Origin of the sequence: Rahnella sp. Larv3_ips (genome assembly GCF_003697865.1) — a bacterium.
GTDB lineage: Bacteria > Pseudomonadota > Gammaproteobacteria > Enterobacterales > Enterobacteriaceae > Rahnella > Rahnella rivi.
The window spans coordinates 141,833-158,242 of record NZ_MJIB01000021.1; the positions used below are offsets into that span (position 1 = coordinate 141,833).

Here is a 16,410-nt window from a genome sequence, read left to right on the forward strand (position 1 = left end):
ATTACCCCAGTTTATTTCGCTGAGCAAAGCTGAAAAGGTCCATCAATGAATTACAGTTTAACTTTTCCAGTAAACGTCTTTTATAGGTACACACCGTTTTATTGCTGATATTCATTTTGCTGGCTATATTAGTGTAATCTATGCCATTAATGATATATCGGAACACTTTTATTTCCTGCATGGACAGTGATTCCAGCTTATCTTGCTCCGAGGACGTTTCACCGAAAAATCGATTAAGCGTAAAAGGAAAATAACCATATCCATTTTTAGCCGCTTCTATTGCCGCTATAATATTGTTCAACCCCTCTTTTTTACTGACAAATCCGTTTGCACCAAACTCAGCACTGCGGTGTCCGTAAAACACTTCATTCTTAGCAGAAATAATGATGACAGTGCCCGCATAACGACGTTTGCGTAATTGCTCGAGCACCTCGATACCGCTGATAGTAGGAATATCCACGTCAATGATAACAAGATCTGGTTTGAGGGTTTCGACCTTATTGACTACATGGCCGCCGTCATCCAGCTCGGCGAGAAGTGTAATCCCGTTAGCATCGAGTAAATTTTTTATCGCTATACGTGCCAGAGGGTGGTCGTCTACGATGATGGCTTTCATTTTAAATGATAATCCTTTATTTAATACAAAAATAAAAAACACGCATTCCTCACATTCACATGAGGAAAGGTATTTATTTGATCAGATGTATATAGCGGCAGGCATTATCTGAAATGATAATATCTTTGATATTAAAGGCACTGCATCCATTGCTTAAAATATAGAGTAACATGTTATTTCAATAAGAATATAAACGCACAGTAAATGAGAAAGTACTTTGAAGACTAGGTTATATAAAGCACCTGTTCTTGCCAGGTTTAAATATTGTTAATTTTTAATCAATGAATTATTACAAATATTGATTACAGACGTAGGAAAAATTGTACAAAGAATAAGACTCATTCTTCTATAAACCCTCTCTCCTTTTATTATCTAATAATGACACAACTGGCTACTGAAAAAATCCTGTTATCAGGCAGTTAAGCTCATTATTGAGTGCCGCCCCTCCTTTGACATGGATGAAAGACATAGCCAAATACATGGAAAATTAAGAATTCATTGTGAGAAATAATCAGGTGAAAACAGACCAGAAGAAGAAAAAATTAATGCTAATGGCAGTGATTATCGCCATCGTCATAATCTCTTTCGTCAGCATAACATATTGGTATTTAGTACTAAAAAATGAGCAAACCACAGATGATGCTTATGTAGCAGGAAACGTGAATCCCGTGTCGGCTCTCATTAATGGCAGCGTCATTACGGTGAATCATACCGACACTGAATTAGTTAATGAAGGCGACGTCCTGGCCGTGCTCGATAACACCGATGCACAACTCGCTTACCAGAAATCTAAAAGCAATCTGGCTTTTGTGGTCAGGCAGATACAGCAGCTCACCTTACAGAACGGGCAGCTTAAGGCAGACGTTACGCAGGCAAAGATTGCTTACGACCAGGCAGTGACCGACTTTGCGCGACAGAACGGGCTAAGCCGTGATGCATTGATTGCAAAAATGGCGCTGGAACATTACCGCAATAAAGTGTCCTCTCAGAAAGCGGCGTTAGATGCGGCCACGCAGCAGTATAAAGCCAGTCAGGCTTTGCTTCTGGATACGCCGGTGAATAAGCAACCTCAGGTTCTGCAAGCCGCCGATGCAGTTCGTGAAGCATGGATTACCCTGCAGCGCACGGTGATTCGCAGCCCGGTGACTGGCTATATCGCAGAACGCAATGTTCAGGTGGGCCAAACCGTTTCCGCAGGCCAAACACTGATGTCAGTGATCCCACTTGATCAAATGTGGGTTAATGCAAACTTTAAGGAAACGCAGTTAAACGGTGTCTCCTTAGGCCAAAAAGTCACGCTTATTAGTGATATATACGGCAAGAAAGTGCCTTATGAAGGCCATGTTGCAGGGATAAATATGGGCACCGGAGGAAGCTTCTCGCTGCTGCCTGCGCAAAATGCCACCGGGAACTGGATTAAAGTCGTTCAACGCGTGCCTGTTCGTGTGGCGCTTGATCCCGCGCAGTTGCGTAAACATCCATTACGTATCGGGCTCTCCACCACGGCAACGCTGTATTCTGACGACGCGGTGAGCATGGGAGAAAACACCCTCTCTGACCACGTTATCCGCACACCGGCCTTAAACAGTACGGCGCTGGTTGTGAATACACAGGAAATTGAACATGACATCGCCGAGATTATTGCCCGGAATGGAGCTCAATAATGGAGTGTTCAGCAGGCGTTCCGGCGCCACTTAAAGGAAGCACATTAATTCTGGTTACTATTGCACTGGCAATGGCAACCTTTATGCAGATGCTCGATTCAACCATCACGAATGTGGCGATACAAACTATCTCAGGATCGTTGGGCGCATCTTCCGATGAAGGCACCTGGGTCATTACCTCGTTTGGCGTTGCCAACGCTATTTCAATTCCTGTCACCGGACGACTCGCGTTACGTTTAGGTGAAAGATGGCTTTTTTTACTGTCGGTAACGTTGTTTTTTATTACATCCTTTTGTTGCGGGATCTCTTCCAGTCTCAATATGCTGATTTTCTTTCGTGTCATTCAAGGGCTGGTGGCCGGGCCGCTTATTCCGCTGTCGCAAAGTTTGCTTCTGCGCAATTATCCTCCGGAAAAACGCACCTACGCGTTAGCGATATGGTCAATGACCGTCATTATTGCCCCTATTTTTGGGCCTATTCTCGGCGGCTATATTTGCGACAATTACCATTGGGGATGGATCTTCTTTATCAATATACCTATGGGTATCGCTGTTGTAATACTTTGTTCTTTTTTACTGAAAGGTCGGGAAACGGCGACTGAGCCGGTAAAACTTAATCTGGTAGGACTTAGCTTGCTTGTCCTGGGCGTTGGTTCTCTGCAAATTATGCTGGATAAAGGCAAGGATTTAGATTGGTTTAACTCGTCAACAATAGTTACGCTCACTCTCATTTCAGTTGTCACGCTGGTGTTGTTAGTGGTCCACGAAGTGAAAAATAAAAACCCGATCGTCGATTTCAGCTTATTTAAATCGCGTAATTTTAGCATCGGCGTTTTATGTATTGTCTGCGCGTACCTGATTTATTCCGGGGCTATTGTTTTAATGCCCCAACTTTTGCAAAGTGTTTTTGGTTACACCTCCGTGTGGGCAGGTTTGGCCTATGCACCTATCGGCTTAATGCCACTGATTATTGCGCCTCTGATCGGTCGCTATAGCAACAGCATTGATATGCGGGTTCTGGTGACCTTCAGTTTTTCTGTTTATTTCGTTTGCTATTACTGGCGCGCTGTTACGTTTACGCCGACCATTGGTTTCACCTCCATTGTCTTGCCGCAGCTGATACAGGGGTTCGCGGTGGCGTGTTTCTTCCTGCCCTTAACCACGATATCTCTGGCAGGGCTCTCTTACGACAAGCTGGCGAGTGCCACAAGCCTGAGCAATTTTTTCCGCACCCTGTCTGGCTCAGTGGGCACCTCGCTGACAATGACATTATGGAGCCGGCGTGAGTCAGTTCATCACACTCAACTTACGGAGAATATTAACCCGGCCAATCCCGTGTTTGAGCACTATTTTAGTGGCTTAAAATCGCTGGGGTTAACGACCTCGCAGGCACTGGAATATATTAACCAGCTAATTACACAACAGTCACTGCTGATTTCCGCGAATGAAATATTTTATCTTTCGTCATTTATTTTTCTTTTTCTTACATTACTGGTTTGGTTTTCCAAACCGCTCAATAGCACGGTGCCTGATTCCGGGGGCTGACCCGAATTTCAACGTAAAAATCACTTTTAATGAATTTTTCATTTATCAGCGACCAATCCTGCGATTTCATATGATGATGTTCGCTGTTTATATGCATTGAATCGCCAGAGGTGATCTGAAATTTTTCGGCACTTTCTTCATACCGTTATTTATTTCGGCTGCTGATATTTAACCACCTGGAAACGCAGACACCGGCGGTCAGTGTAAGAGGTGATTCCCGTCGGCCATCTGACCCTGCGTAATCTGAATATCACCGGCAGCCGCAAGACGCTGCAAACATGAAGCTTGCAGGTGAAGAACAAGGCATTGCTGTTTCGCTGCCTGATTCGGAACACACCGAGTTTTTCAGAATGTTTTGATATAACCCGTCAGCCCTTTGTAATTCATTGCTTTTCCCGACCAGGATTTACAGAAAATTAGGATTTGCTGACACACTCATTTTCTTTCTCAGGACTAACATTCATCGGGTGTGAGTCACTACTTTTGGAAGGAATCTATGAACGTTAAGTCTCTGGTTTTGGGGTTATGTCTGATCGCGGGGCAAGCGGGTTATGCAGTTGCGGACAGCTGCCAGGCAAATATCTTTGGTGGGCAGGATTGTCAGTATGACAACGGACTGACATCGAGCAGTCAGTCGAATATTTTTGGCGGACAAGATGTGCGTTACAGCGATGGTCGGACATCCTCCAGCCAGGCCAATATTTTCGGTGGTCAGGATGTGCGAAACAGCGATGGCAGCACATCTACCAGCCAGTCCAATATCTTTGGTGGTCAGGATGTACGGAACAGTGATGGCAGCACATCCACCAGCCAGTCCAATATCTTTGGCGGCCAGGACGTGAGGTACAGCGACGGACGCAGCTCAACGAGTCATTCGAATATATTCGATGGACAGGATACCCGGAATTACTGATGTGTTTCCGGGTCGTAATAACGGCCCGGCCAGATCACAGCAGGATGAATGTCGATCGCCCGACCAATGGCGTCCACGGGCACGAAAGTGTCGTAGAGAAAATACGAATACACGGTACTGGATAATGAATTTTGTTGGGGATTGAGAGTTTCAGAGAGGGATACTTTTTGGAGCGGGTGAAGGGAATCGAACCCTCGTATGCAGCTTGGGAAGCTGCCGTTCTACCATTGAACTACACCCGCATCGGTGTGCGAGGGGCATTATAACCGGTTACAGCGGCGGAGCAAGGCGTGATTGCGGATAAGCGCTGGAGTTTTAAGCAGTTAGCGTGTGGCGTGATCTGCAACATAAAAAAGGGCGCCGGAGCGCCCTTTTGTTGTTTCTGAGGAAACTTATTTCTGTGTCTGCGGACGCATTGCCGGGAACAGGATAACGTCGCGGATGGTGTGGCTGTTGGTGAACAGCATAACCATACGGTCGATACCAATACCCAAACCGGCAGTCGGTGGCAGGCCGTGTTCCAGCGCTGTCACGTAGTCTTCGTCGAAGAACATTGCTTCGTCGTCGCCTGCATCTTTCGCAGAAACCTGGTCAGCAAAGCGCTGTGCCTGGTCTTCAGCATCGTTCAGCTCGGAGAAACCGTTACCGATTTCACGGCCACCGATGAAGAATTCAAAACGGTCAGTGATTTCAGGGTTGTCGTCATTACGGCGCGCCAGCGGAGAAACTTCTGCCGGGTACTCGGTAATGAAGGTTGGCTGAATCAGCTGCGCTTCTGCGGTTTCTTCGAAGATCTCAGTCACGATACGGCCCAGACCCCAGCTCTTCTCGATTTTGATACCGATAGATTCTGCGATAGCGGTCGCTTTAGCCAGATCGTCGAGATCGGCAACGTTGGTTTCCGGACGGTATTTGCAGATCGCTTCACGCATGGTCAGCTTGGCGAACGGCTTGCCGAAATCGAAAGTCTGCTCGCCGTACTGCACAACGCTGCTGCCCAGAACCGATTCGGTCAGCGTGCGGAACAGGGATTCGGTCAGAACGATCAGATCTTTGTAATCCGCGTACGCCATGTAGAGTTCCATCATGGTGAACTCTGGGTTGTGACGCGGAGAAACGCCTTCGTTACGGAAGTTACGGTTGATTTCGAATACGCGATCGAAGCCACCCACCACCAGACGTTTCAGATACAGTTCCGGCGCGATACGCAGGTACATGTCGATATCGAGTGCATTATGGTGCGTGATGAACGGACGCGCCGCTGCACCGCCAGGGATCACCTGCATCATCGGGGTTTCGACTTCCATGAAGCCGTTTTCCACCATGAAGCTGCGGATACCCGACATGATCTGAGAACGGATCTTGAAGGTTTTACGGGAATCATCGTTGGCGATCAGGTCGAGATAACGCTGACGGTAACGCGCTTCCTGATCTTGCAGGCCGTGGAATTTGTCCGGCAGCGGACGCAGTGCTTTGGTCAGCAGACGCAGTTCAGAACAGTGGATCGACAGTTCGCCGGTCTTGGTTTTGAACAGTTTACCGGTCGCACCCAGGATATCGCCCAGATCCCATTTCTTGAACTGCTCGTTGTAGATGCCTTCTGCCAGATCGTCACGCGCAACGTAAAGCTGAATACGGCCACCCACATCTTGCAGGGTCACGAAAGATGCCTTGCCCATGATGCGACGGGTCATCATACGGCCACCGACGGTAACGCTGATGTCTAAAGCTTCCAGCTCTTCGTTGGTCTTTTCGCCGTATTTCGCGTGCAGTTCATCGGAGATGCTGTCACGACGGAAATCGTTAGGGAACGCATTGCCGGATTCACGCAGCAAAGCCAGCTTCTCACGACGCGCCTTAAGCTCGTTGTTAAGATCGGGTACGTTTTCTGTTGGCTGCTGTTGAGCAGGCGATTGTTGTTCAGACATGTTGGTTCCTTATAACCCGGCTTTCAAACTGGCTTCGATGAATTTATCCAGGTCGCCATCCAACACGGCCTGCGTATTTCGTGTTTCGACGCCTGTACGCAAATCTTTGATACGAGCATCATCCAGCACGTAAGAACGAATCTGGCTGCCCCAGCCGATGTCAGACTTGTTGTCTTCCAGCTGCTGTTTATCCGCATTTTTCTTCTGCATCTCATACTCATAAAGCTTCGCTTTCATCTGCTTCATGGCCTGATCTTTGTTTTTATGCTGGGAGCGGTCGTTCTGACACTGGGTCACAATGTTGGTCGGAAGGTGGGTAATACGTACCGCAGATTCCGTTTTGTTGACGTGCTGACCACCCGCACCTGACGCGCGGTATACGTCGATACGCAGGTCGGCCGGGTTGATTTCGATAGCGATGTCATCGTCCACTTCCGGATAAACAAACGCGGAACTGAAAGAGGTATGACGACGGCCACCGGAGTCAAACGGGCTTTTACGTACCAGGCGATGCACGCCAGTTTCGGTACGCAACCAGCCAAACGCATAGTCACCGATGATCTTGATGGTGGCGGATTTCAGGCCTGCGACTTCGCCGTCAGACTCTTCAATCACTTCCGTTTTGAAACCTTTGGCTTCAGCCCAGCGTAAATACATACGCAGCAGCATGCTCGCCCAGTCCTGCGCTTCCGTACCACCGGAACCGGCCTGAATGTCGAGGTAGCAACTTGCGCTGTCGTATTCACCGGAGAACATGCGGCGGAATTCCAGCTGCTCCAGTTTGGCGGTCAGTACATCGAGTTCGGCAACCGTTTCGTTGAAGGTGTCTTCATCGTCGGCTTCAACTGCCAGTTCGAGCAGGCCGGTCACGTCTTCCGCGCCCTGCAACAACTCATCGATGGTTTCCACGATAGCTTCCAGAGCGGAACGTTCTTTACCCAGCGCCTGTGCGCGTTCAGGTTCGTTCCAGACGTCCGGCTGTTCCAGCTCGGCGTTTACTTCTTCGAGGCGTTCTTTCTTGGCATCATAGTCAAAGATACCCCCGAAGAACGACTGTCCGTTCGGACAGGTCCTGAATGCGGTTTTTAACCGGATTAATTTCAAACATAATTTTTTCGCGTCTTACGTTAGATTCGGAGTTGGCCCAATGCCATTCGAACCGCCGATTCTAACGGAATTAGCGGTCTTTTTATAGCAACGAGCCGTTTTTTTGCAGGGTTTATTCCGTACGCAAAAGGCTTATTTCGGCCACAAATGTTGAATGATCAACTGAACGCTGCGATTTCCACGGAATTCGTTGATATCCAGCCGGTATGCCAGTTGCACTTCACGGATGCTGCTGTCGGGCCAGAAGGTCGGATCGATGTTAAACGCAATGCCGTCAAGCAGCGGGCCGCCGCCGAGGGGTTCAATCATCAGTTTCAGATGACGCTCTTTCAGAAGCTTTTGTTGCAGGATTCGGAAAGTGCCGTCGAACGTCGGTTCAGGGAATGACTGCCCCCAGGGGCCGCCGTCACGCAGCATTTCAGCGGTATCCAGCGTCAGTTCCTGCGCGGCCAGTTCGCCGTCGGACCACACCACGCCTTCCAGATGCGAAGGATCCAGCCATTCGCCGACCAGTCCGGCGAATTTGTCACGAAACTCGTCGAATTTACTCTCTTCCAGCGATAAGCCTGCAGCCATCGCGTGCCCGCCGAATTTCATCATCAGGCCCGGATTGAGAGTATCAAGGCGTTCCAGCGCATCGCGCATATGCAAACCGGCAATCGAACGGCCTGAGCCTTTCAGAATACCTTCACCTGCCGGCGCAAACGCAATCACCGGGCGGTTAAAACGTTCTTTCAGGCGTGATGCCAGAATACCGACCACGCCCTGATGCCATTCCGGGTGGTACATCGCCAGCCCGTACGGCAGCGCCTCGTTGCCCTGCTCCAGTTTGTCGCACAGCGCCAGCGCTTCCACCTGCATACCCTGCTCTATTTCGCGACGGGTCTGGTTGAGCGCATCTAAATCACTCGCCAGCGCGCGTGCCTGGCCGATATCTTCGGTGAGCAGCAACGCCACACCCACTGACATATCGTCAAGACGCCCGGCGGCGTTAAGCCGTGGCCCCAGAGCAAAACCTAAATCACTTGCCCCCAGCGTGCGCGCTTCACGACCGGCCACTTCCAGCAACGCGCGGATGCCGGGGCGGCATTTGCCCGCACGGATGCGGTTCAACCCCTGATACACCATGATGCGGTTATTGGCATCGAGCGGCACCACGTCTGCCACGGTACCGAGCGCCACCAGATCCAGATGTTCCGCCAGATTGGGCGGCGTCAGGCCGGTTTTCTCGAACCAGCCGCTGTCGCGTAACGCACTGCGCAGCGCCAGCATCAGATAAAACGCCACACCGACACCCGCCAGCGATTTGGAAGGAAACGCACAACCGTGCAGATTCGGGTTAATGATCGCCTCGGCATCCGGCAAGGTATCGCCCGGCAGGTGGTGATCGGTGACCAGCACCTGAATGCCCTTCTCGTGGGCAAGCGTGACGCCTGCATGAGAAGAGATGCCGTTATCCACGGTCAGAATCAGCTCAGCGCCGCGTGCCGCCGCCTGCTCCACCACTTCCGGGCTGAGGCCGTAACCGTCTTCGAAACGGTTTGGCACCAGAAAATCGAGATTGCCACAGCCCATACTGCGCAGGGAAAGCAGCGCCAGCGCGGTGCTGGTGGCACCATCGGCGTCGAAATCGCCGACGATGATAATGCGCAGCCGCTCTGTCAGGGCTTTTTGCAACAGCCTGACCGCATCATCAATGCCATCGAGTTGCTGATAAGGCAGCATGCCACGCACGCTGCGCTCCAGTTCCTGGCTGTCTTTCACGCCACGCGAGAGGTATAACCGGCGTAATAACGGGGAGAGTTCAGCGGGAAGTTCCACGCCGGTCGCGGCCTCACGGCGGCGAAGTTGAGTCTTAAGGGTCACGAAAAATCAGCCACCGGTTTTATGTGAGAGAGCACGCTTGTCGAGCGCGGCAGCCAGTTCTTTTGGCGGCTGATAACCCGGGATCAGGGAACCATCTTCCAGCACGATCGCCGGCGTGCCGGTCACGCCAAACTGCACGCCCAGTTCATAATGTTTCGCGATATCACTGGTTTTACAGGTTGCCGGAGTAATGTCATCACCGCGCATTGCTGCATCAAAGGTGGTATTACGGTCACCGGTGCACCAGATCGACTGCATGTCTTTCTCAGTTTTAGAATCCAGCCCCTGACGCGGGAACGCCAGATAACGCACGGTAATACCGAGATCGTTATAGCCTTGCATCTGCTGATGCAATTTGTGGCAGTAACCGCAGGTGATGTCGGTAAACACTGTGATCACGTGTTTTTCGTTTTTAGCTTTGTAGATGATCATTTCGTTTTTCAACGCATCCAGCTTTTTCACCAGCGTTTTGTTGGTCACGTTGACAGGCTGAGCCCCGCTGACGTCATACATCGGCCCCTGCAATACGTGTTTTCCGTCATCAGTGATGTAAATTACGCCGCCGCTGGTGGAAACCGCGCTCAGGCCGGTCACCGGAGTGGGCTGAATATCCGCCTGACTCATGCCCAGTTTATTCAGCGTTGCTTTGATTGCTGCATCATCAGCCTGCACCGCGGAGCTCATACACGCGGCAATAAAAGTGAGCAGCATTAAACCTTTTTTCATCATTTCGTCCTTTTTCCCGGCCAGTCAGGCGCGGGGATGATGTTGTTGATGTAGCTGTTTGAGTCGTTCAGTCGCTACATGCGTATAAATTTGAGTGGTCGATAAGTCACTGTGACCTAACAACATTTGCACCACACGCAGATCCGCGCCATGGTTCAGTAAATGAGTGGCAAAAGCGTGGCGTAACACGTGGGGAGATAACCGCTCTGCATCAATACCCGCAAGGATCGCATAGTGTTTGATGCGATGCCAGAATGTCTGCCGGGTCATTTTCTGCGCGCGGTTACTCGGAAACACGATATCGAGCGATTGCCCGTTCAGCAGCCAGGGCCTTCCGTGCTCCAAATAATTCTCCAGCCAGTAGACCGCTTCTTCTCCCATCGGCACCAGCCGTTCTTTGTTCCCTTTACCGATCACCCTCACCACGCCCTGACGCAAACTGATGTCGCTGAGCGTCAGCCCGACCAGCTCGGAAACACGCAAACCGGTGGCATACAACAACTCGAGCATGGCTTTGTCACGCAGTTCAAGCGGTACATCGACGCTTGGCGACGCGAGCAGTGTACTCACCTGCGCTTCGCTGAGATCTTTTGGCAGACGCTGTGGCAATTTGGGTGAGGAGAGCAGCGCGGTAGGATCATCCTGACGAACGGATTCACGGTTCATGTATTGAAACAGTCGTCGCATCGCGCTGAGCAGCCGCGCTGAGCTGGTGGCTTTGTAGCCGCCCTCGACACGTTCGGCGAGGAACAATTGCAAATCTTCGGCGCTGACGTGCAGCAGATCCGTGTTGTGGTGATGCAGCCAGCCGGTCAGGGATTTCAGATCCTGACGGTAAGATGCCAGCGTATTTTCTGCGAGATTGCGCTCAATCCACAGCGTATCAAGAAACTGTTCCATCAGGTTCTGATCGGCCTGATTCACCGCCTGATCAGACGGCTCAGGGTTATCCCCCTGACGGGTCACATTATCCTGGTTTGGCATCCTGATTCCTTTTGTGCAAGTACAGGCCGCGCAATGGGCGTGTGATGACATTATGCCTTTCATTAAGAGGAAACGCCGCCCAAATCTGCCCGTCCCTTCATCACGGTGGTTGCCTGCGAATGGGCAGCCCTGATGCAAAAATAGTGCTTTTGGGTATACACTGCTAACCATTCGAATTCTTTTGACGTTATGGCAACAAGTATGAAGATTGGTCTTTTCTACGGCTCCAGCACCTGTTACACCGAAATGGCCGCGGAGAAAATTCGCGATATTTTGGGCGAAGATCTGGTTGATTTGCACAACCTCAAAGATGTCGATCCGGAAAAAATGGAAGACTACAGCGTCCTGATCCTCGGCATCCCGACATGGGATTTCGGTGAGATCCAGGAAGACTGGGAGGCCGTCTGGAATCAACTGCCTACGCTTAAACTGCGAGGCAAAATCGTGGCGATGTATGGCATGGGCGACCAGCTCGGTTATAGCGAATGGTTCCTCGATGCGCTCGGCATGTTGTACCACCAGCTGGTGCCAATGGGCGTGAAGTTCATCGGTTTCTGGCCGACGGAAGGTTTTGAGTTCACCAGCCCGAAACCGCTGAGTGCGGACGGTAAACATTTTGTCGGGCTGGCGCTCGATGATGTGAATCAGTTCGATCTCACCGACGAACGCCTGCAACAGTGGTGCGAGCAAATCCTGCTGGAAATGGATGCGCTGCTGTAACCCTTCCGGCACTTCGCGTCTGACGCCGCCCTCAGCCCTGCTCTTTCGGGTTCGGTGGGCGGCAGTTAAGTAATATCTGGCGTAAACGCCGCCACTCTTCCACGCTCATACTGTCCGATGCCAGCCATAAACGGTGTCGTGAACTGCGCATCGCCTGCGCCAGACCCCCTTTACGTTTTTCACGCCGCAAAGACAGCAACGCGCCGTGGCTTATCATCCACACCGGATGTTTGAGCTGCCATTCCTGGCCTCGCCAAATCAGGCGTCGCTCATCGAGCAGAATCACCTCGCCGGTGCGTGCAGTGATACGCCGCTGGCTGCGGATACATTCAAAAAGCATCAGCAAAAGCAACGTCATCCATGCGGGCCAGTAGCCTGGCGGCCAGGGTGCCAGCAAAATCAGCAACATCACTGCGCCGTAAATGCCCAGTGAAATCAACTGACTGCGCCAGGACACCCTTAAATCACATCGCCACAGGGCCACGGTCTTTATTTCGGGTCTGAATGAGAGCCACCATGCGTTGTAATTCAGCGTCCTGAGGCGCGCCGTGATTCATCAGCCAGTTAAATAAATCGGGATCATCGTTGGTCAGGAGACGGGCAAACAGGGCTTTATCTGTCTCATCCAGACCGTCATATTCGTACTCAAAGAACGGCATGATAGAGATATCCAGCTCGCGCATTCCGCGACGGCAGGCCCAGTGGATCTGTGATCGATTATTGATATCCAGTTGGTTTTTGCTTTCCATAACGAGACTCTTTTGTAGGGGCGAAAAGGGAATTTTTTCGATTCTAACAGCCGCTTGGCATGTGAAGTAACTTTTCAGTGCCTTGTTTTGTCAATCTACGTGATGTGCCGTAAAACCTGATGCAAACCTGTCGCATGTTTTACATTCTCCGGAAGGCATCCCGTAAAAGGCACCAATAACTGTTTTAAAAGGTGATGGCCTCTTTTACCATGAGGCATCAGTCACATTTCATAGACCGGGATAAGAAAATGACTCACGAATTTCCGTTTCCACCGCAAAAACCTTCTGCGTCCTCCCACCTGCCGCTGACCCTCATTTCGCTGGAAGACTGGGCAATGGTCACCATGAGCGGTGCGGATACGATGAAATATCTGCAAGGTCAGGTCACTGCCGACGTCGATGCGCTGGCCGCCGATGACCATGTGCTGTGCGCGCATTGCGATGCTAAAGGCAAAATGTGGAGTAACCTGCGGCTATTCAAACGCGGCGACGGTATGGCTTATCTCGAACGCCGTAACCTGCGCGATACGCAATTAGCTGAAATCAAAAAGTATGCGGTCTTTTCTAAGATCACCTTTACCGCCGATGACGATGTGGTGCTGCTGGGCGTGGCAGGTTTTCAGGCCAGCGCAGCGCTGACCGGATTGTTCTCAACGCTGCCGACCGCTGAACAGCCGGTGGTGCAACAAGATGAAACGACGCTGCTGCATTTTTCGTTGCCCGCCGAACGTTATCTGATTATCACCAGCCCGGAAAAAGCCCGGCAGGTGGCAGAGGAACTGGGAGAACAGGCGCAGCGTAATGACAGCCAGCAGTGGCTGGCACTGGATATCGAAGCAGGATTCCCGGTGATTGACAGCGCCAACGCGGTGCAGTTTATTCCGCAGGCGACTAACATTCAGGCGCTGGACGGCATCAGCTTTACCAAAGGCTGCTACGCCGGTCAGGAAATGGTGGCGCGCGCGAAATACCGCGGTGCCAACAAACGTGCGCTGTTCTGGTTGTCAGGCAAGGCCAGCAAAGTGCCCGCTCCTGCAGACGATCTCGAAATGCAACTCGGTGAAAACTGGCGTCGTACCGGCACGGTGTTGGCAGCGGTACAGCTTAACGACGGCACCGTCTGGGTTCAGGCCGTGCTGAATAACGATCTGGAAGCCGATGCAAAACTGCGTGTCCGTGAAGATGTGACCAGCCACCTGGCCATTCAGCCGCTGCCGTATTCGCTGGAAGAAAAGAAATAAGGTCATCACTTCTTAACCGCCTTCATCTTCGACATGAAGGCGGTCAAACAGCATGCGGTGCCGGCTCAGCCGGTGTGATGCTGCCCTTTGTGTTTGAGCAGATCAACATACGCCTGATCCACCAGTTCCTGACGTTCAATCCCCAGCCGTTCCAGTAAGTCTTCCGCTATCGCAATGCCCTGCTCCGGCGTTTCTTCATCTGCCAGCACCACTTCAAACTCGAGATAATCACCCAGACCTTTTACCCGGTCGAGATGCAGACGGGTTTGCCCGGTCATAAACAGTGTACGTTGCTTGATCACGCGGCCAGCCGCGCCATAGGCCAGCGTCAGGGTTTCACGCAGGCCGTGAGGATCCTGAGTTTCTGTGAGCGTGTAGAAACTGGTTTTCGGGCCAGCCTGATCGGGGCGCTGATAAAAAATCAGTTCACCGCGATCCGGTGCCAGTGTGCGTAATTTGAGACGTCCGTGCGGGCAGATAAAAAAGGTGTCGTCCTGATCGATAATGTCCGGCAGCCCGTCACTTATCAGCGCCAGCTTTTCATACAACGCTGAAAAATCATCTACCTTTGCTTTGATTTCAATGTTTCTGGCCATCGTTGACTCCTTAAAAGGTCATGCTTTTTGGGCTGATTTCATCAATATCTCATGTCCCTACAATGACATTCTGCCCGGCGGGCGCAAATTCTTTGTCACACCTTCACGTATTTCTTTCCATTAGCAGATAAACTCGCAGCATCGGGTGTTGCATGCACCTTTACATCACGCCAGAAAAGGCCGGAGGCCAGAGTCCAGAATGATATGGATTATGCTTGCTGCAATTGTTGTGGTTTTTATTGTGGGTTATTGGTTCATGACGGCAGACACCCGTAAAGCGAATGATTCACTCGCCAGTCTGTTGAAAATTAAACCGGTTTATATCGATTCTATGCTGCTGGAAATGGGCAAACGACAGAGTCAGATGTTTATCCGCTCCATAAGCGGTGGCTATGCGGAAGAGATCCGCAAGGCCGCCTACGTCGTGTTCATCTATCACACGTTCATCAAAGATGCGTCGGCTGAAAATATTGTCCGCTGGCGAAATATTCTGGTGCGTGCGCACCTGCCGCCGCAACTGAGCAGTGAACACGCCGAGCTGGCGCTGTTTTACTTCGCCGAACTGGATATCGAACCCTTCGAGCTGGCGCAATTTCGTCGCGACTATAACGAAACCTATAATCAAATCCATCTGGTTTAGATGCAAAAAAGCCGCTGAGTCAGCGGCTTTTTCTCATCAGATTGAACTGACTGCTTATCTGAACACGTTATCCAGATAACTCGCCAAAATCTGGCGTGAACTGAAACCGTGGCAAATGCCGTAGTAGGTTTCGTTGTCGCTGGACACATCCAGCGGGAAATTCTTGTAGGCATCGCTGCTGCGAAAAGATGCCGTTGGCTCGGCAAAACGCTCGCTGCGTTCTTTCATCGCCGGGTGTATTACCAGGGCAGTCCGGCCAAACCGCGCTTCCCGGTTCACATACACATAGAACTCGCCACGGCGATAACCGTATGCTTTATCATCAATATAATCGCGCTCAAATCCTGATGTTTCTAAAACGCGTGCCACTTCATCTGGCCGTAAATACATGGTTGCTCCTCGCTTCTTTAACCGCAAGGCGACCTTACCGCAATAACTCTGCCAGACAATGCCTTTATCCCCAATTTTGGCGCATTTAGGATTTATCTAAACACATCAAAAAAGCTAGCGGGACGATGTTTGCCGTGATGTTTGCAGCCAGAGTTTCAGGGTCAGCAGCCAGGCGATCACCACCATAAAAGCCGCCGCCAGATAAATAGAAGGGGTACCCAGATGCGCAATCATCAGTCCGGCTACCGGCCCGGTGATCCCAAGCCCGAGATCGAGAAAAGCGGAATACAGCCCGAGCGCCGTTCCCTGATTCTGCGGGGGAACTTGTTTCACAGCTTCCACGCCCAGAGCAGGGAAAATCAGCGAGAAGCCGGAGCCGGTAAGAAATGCCCCCAGCTGTACCGTGACAGGGTCGGTTCCCAGCCAAATCATCAGCAAGCCTGCGATTTCGACAACAAAAGACACCAGCGACACCCGCAAACCGCCGAACCGGTTGATCATATTGCCGAACACCAGCCGCGCACCGACGAAGCCGAGGCTGAATAAAGTGAGAGTAAACGCCGCCCCGCTCCAGCCCTTATCGGCATAATAGAGCGTGATAAAGGTGGCGATCACCCCGAAGCCGATGGTGCCAAAGCCCAGACCCAGACCGTACAACCCGATCCGTCCGATCACCGATCGGAACGCGATCCGTTTACCGGCGGTGACTGAAATCGCCGCTTTGCG

The 16,410-nt window shown here is 51.2% G+C and carries 17 protein-coding genes and 1 tRNA gene; 6 read left to right on the forward strand and 12 right to left on the reverse strand.

What is annotated here, in order from left to right; all coding sequences use genetic code 11:
- Window position 1: 1 nt before the first annotated feature.
- Complete coding sequence (gene evgA / locus ED901_RS20130; protein WP_122097045.1) at window positions 2-616, reverse strand: acid-sensing system DNA-binding response regulator EvgA; 615 nt, start codon at window positions 614-616, stop codon at window positions 2-4.
- A gap of 545 nt (window positions 617-1,161) precedes the next feature.
- Here evgA and ED901_RS20135 point away from each other — a divergent pair.
- From ED901_RS20135 to ED901_RS20145, 3 genes are all read left to right on the forward strand, one after another.
- A complete protein-coding gene (locus ED901_RS20135) occupies window positions 1,162-2,280 on the forward strand; it encodes an HlyD family efflux transporter periplasmic adaptor subunit (RefSeq protein ID WP_162997928.1) in 1,119 nt (372 codons plus the stop codon).
- Window positions 2,280-3,824, forward strand: a complete 1,545-nt coding sequence (locus tag ED901_RS20140; protein WP_122097047.1) for a DHA2 family efflux MFS transporter permease subunit — start codon at window positions 2,280-2,282, stop codon at window positions 3,822-3,824. Before ED901_RS20135 ends, ED901_RS20140 begins: the two co-directional genes overlap by 1 nt.
- 496 nt (window positions 3,825-4,320) lie before the next feature.
- A complete protein-coding gene (locus ED901_RS20145; RefSeq protein ID WP_122097048.1) occupies window positions 4,321-4,737 on the forward strand; it encodes a hypothetical protein in 417 nt (138 codons plus the stop codon).
- Between the two features lie 168 nt (window positions 4,738-4,905).
- Here the strand turns inward: ED901_RS20145 and ED901_RS20150 are convergent.
- From ED901_RS20150 to xerD, 6 genes are all read right to left on the reverse strand, one after another.
- Window positions 4,906-4,979 (reverse strand) — tRNA-Gly (locus ED901_RS20150).
- A gap of 150 nt (window positions 4,980-5,129) precedes the next feature.
- The gene (gene lysS / locus ED901_RS20155; protein ID WP_056781950.1) at window positions 5,130-6,665 is read right to left on the reverse strand and encodes a lysine--tRNA ligase; all 1,536 of its coding nucleotides are present in this window, start codon (window positions 6,663-6,665) and stop codon (window positions 5,130-5,132) included.
- 9 nt (window positions 6,666-6,674) lie between these two features.
- Window positions 6,675-7,773 (reverse strand): peptide chain release factor 2 gene (gene prfB / locus ED901_RS20160; RefSeq protein WP_122097049.1). Its coding sequence is split into 2 segments (ribosomal slippage): window positions 6,675-7,697 and window positions 7,699-7,773, totalling 1,098 coding nucleotides; the frame shifts between segments, so codons are not numbered across the junction.
- A gap of 131 nt (window positions 7,774-7,904) precedes the next feature.
- Window positions 7,905-9,638: a single-stranded-DNA-specific exonuclease RecJ gene (gene recJ, locus ED901_RS20165; protein ID WP_122097050.1), complete on the reverse strand. Its 1,734-nt coding sequence runs from the start codon at window positions 9,636-9,638 to the stop codon at window positions 7,905-7,907.
- Window positions 9,639-9,644: 6 nt separating this feature from the next.
- The gene (gene dsbC / locus ED901_RS20170) at window positions 9,645-10,364 is read right to left on the reverse strand and encodes a bifunctional protein-disulfide isomerase/oxidoreductase DsbC (RefSeq protein WP_056781954.1); all 720 of its coding nucleotides are present in this window, start codon (window positions 10,362-10,364) and stop codon (window positions 9,645-9,647) included.
- Between the two features lie 24 nt (window positions 10,365-10,388).
- Window positions 10,389-11,348, reverse strand: coding sequence for a site-specific tyrosine recombinase XerD (gene xerD, locus ED901_RS20175; RefSeq protein WP_122097051.1), 960 nt, complete (start codon window positions 11,346-11,348; stop codon window positions 10,389-10,391).
- A gap of 201 nt (window positions 11,349-11,549) precedes the next feature.
- On the opposite strand from xerD, the gene fldB reads away from it, so the two are divergent.
- On the forward strand, window positions 11,550-12,068 hold the full coding sequence (gene fldB / locus ED901_RS20180) for a flavodoxin FldB (protein WP_056781956.1): 519 nt from the start codon (window positions 11,550-11,552) through the stop codon (window positions 12,066-12,068).
- Between the two features lie 31 nt (window positions 12,069-12,099).
- On the opposite strand, the gene ED901_RS20185 is transcribed toward fldB, so the two are convergent.
- Both ED901_RS20185 and sdhE read right to left on the reverse strand, forming a co-directional pair.
- A complete protein-coding gene (locus ED901_RS20185; RefSeq protein WP_056781958.1) occupies window positions 12,100-12,552 on the reverse strand; it encodes a protein YgfX in 453 nt (150 codons plus the stop codon).
- Window positions 12,533-12,799, reverse strand: coding sequence for an FAD assembly factor SdhE (gene sdhE, locus ED901_RS20190; RefSeq protein WP_056782048.1), 267 nt, complete (start codon window positions 12,797-12,799; stop codon window positions 12,533-12,535). The genes ED901_RS20185 and sdhE overlap by 20 nt, the downstream gene beginning before the upstream one ends.
- A gap of 266 nt (window positions 12,800-13,065) precedes the next feature.
- Between sdhE and ygfZ the strand changes: the two genes are divergently transcribed.
- Window positions 13,066-14,058: a tRNA-modifying protein YgfZ gene (gene ygfZ / locus ED901_RS20195; RefSeq protein ID WP_056781961.1), complete on the forward strand. Its 993-nt coding sequence runs from the start codon at window positions 13,066-13,068 to the stop codon at window positions 14,056-14,058.
- 65 nt (window positions 14,059-14,123) lie between these two features.
- Here ygfZ and ED901_RS20200 read toward each other — a convergent pair whose 3' ends face one another.
- Window positions 14,124-14,654: a class IV adenylate cyclase gene (locus ED901_RS20200; RefSeq protein WP_122097052.1), complete on the reverse strand. Its 531-nt coding sequence runs from the start codon at window positions 14,652-14,654 to the stop codon at window positions 14,124-14,126.
- A 199-nt stretch (window positions 14,655-14,853) separates the two neighbouring features.
- Here ED901_RS20200 and ED901_RS20205 point away from each other — a divergent pair, with 199 nt between their 5' ends.
- Entirely contained in the window at window positions 14,854-15,294 is a 441-nt protein-coding gene (locus ED901_RS20205) for a DUF1198 domain-containing protein (protein ID WP_056781965.1), read from the forward strand.
- Between the two features lie 54 nt (window positions 15,295-15,348).
- On the opposite strand, the gene ED901_RS20210 is transcribed toward ED901_RS20205, so the two are convergent.
- Both ED901_RS20210 and ED901_RS20215 read right to left on the reverse strand, forming a co-directional pair.
- Window positions 15,349-15,684: a DUF2002 family protein gene (locus ED901_RS20210; protein WP_056781967.1), complete on the reverse strand. Its 336-nt coding sequence runs from the start codon at window positions 15,682-15,684 to the stop codon at window positions 15,349-15,351.
- A 114-nt stretch (window positions 15,685-15,798) separates the two neighbouring features.
- Window positions 15,799-16,410: MFS transporter (locus ED901_RS20215; RefSeq protein ID WP_122097053.1), on the reverse strand; the 612-nt coding region annotated here is incomplete at its 5' end.

Excerpts from the sequence above, each read along its gene's own strand:
- ED901_RS20135 (WP_162997928.1), top strand. The coding sequence starts at position 1,162 with ATGCTAATGGCAGTGATTATCGCCATCGTCATAATCTCTTTCGTCAGC.
- dsbC (WP_056781954.1), bottom strand. The coding sequence starts at position 10,364 with ATGAAAAAAGGTTTAATGCTGCTCACTTTTATTGCCGCGTGTATGAGC.
- ED901_RS20210 (WP_056781967.1), bottom strand. The coding sequence starts at position 15,684 with ATGTATTTACGGCCAGATGAAGTGGCACGCGTTTTAGAAACATCAGGA.
- xerD (WP_122097051.1), bottom strand. The coding sequence starts at position 11,348 with ATGCCAAACCAGGATAATGTGACCCGTCAGGGGGATAACCCTGAGCCG.
- ED901_RS20200 (WP_122097052.1), bottom strand. The coding sequence starts at position 14,654 with ATGGCCAGAAACATTGAAATCAAAGCAAAGGTAGATGATTTTTCAGCG.
- ED901_RS20140 (WP_122097047.1), top strand. The coding sequence starts at position 2,280 with ATGGAGTGTTCAGCAGGCGTTCCGGCGCCACTTAAAGGAAGCACATTA.
- evgA (WP_122097045.1), bottom strand. The coding sequence starts at position 616 with ATGAAAGCCATCATCGTAGACGACCACCCTCTGGCACGTATAGCGATA.
- fldB (WP_056781956.1), top strand. The coding sequence starts at position 11,550 with ATGAAGATTGGTCTTTTCTACGGCTCCAGCACCTGTTACACCGAAATG.
- ygfZ (WP_056781961.1), top strand. The coding sequence starts at position 13,066 with ATGACTCACGAATTTCCGTTTCCACCGCAAAAACCTTCTGCGTCCTCC.
- ED901_RS20205 (WP_056781965.1), top strand. The coding sequence starts at position 14,854 with ATGATATGGATTATGCTTGCTGCAATTGTTGTGGTTTTTATTGTGGGT.
- lysS (WP_056781950.1), bottom strand. The coding sequence starts at position 6,665 with ATGTCTGAACAACAATCGCCTGCTCAACAGCAGCCAACAGAAAACGTA.
- ED901_RS20145 (WP_122097048.1), top strand. The coding sequence starts at position 4,321 with ATGAACGTTAAGTCTCTGGTTTTGGGGTTATGTCTGATCGCGGGGCAA.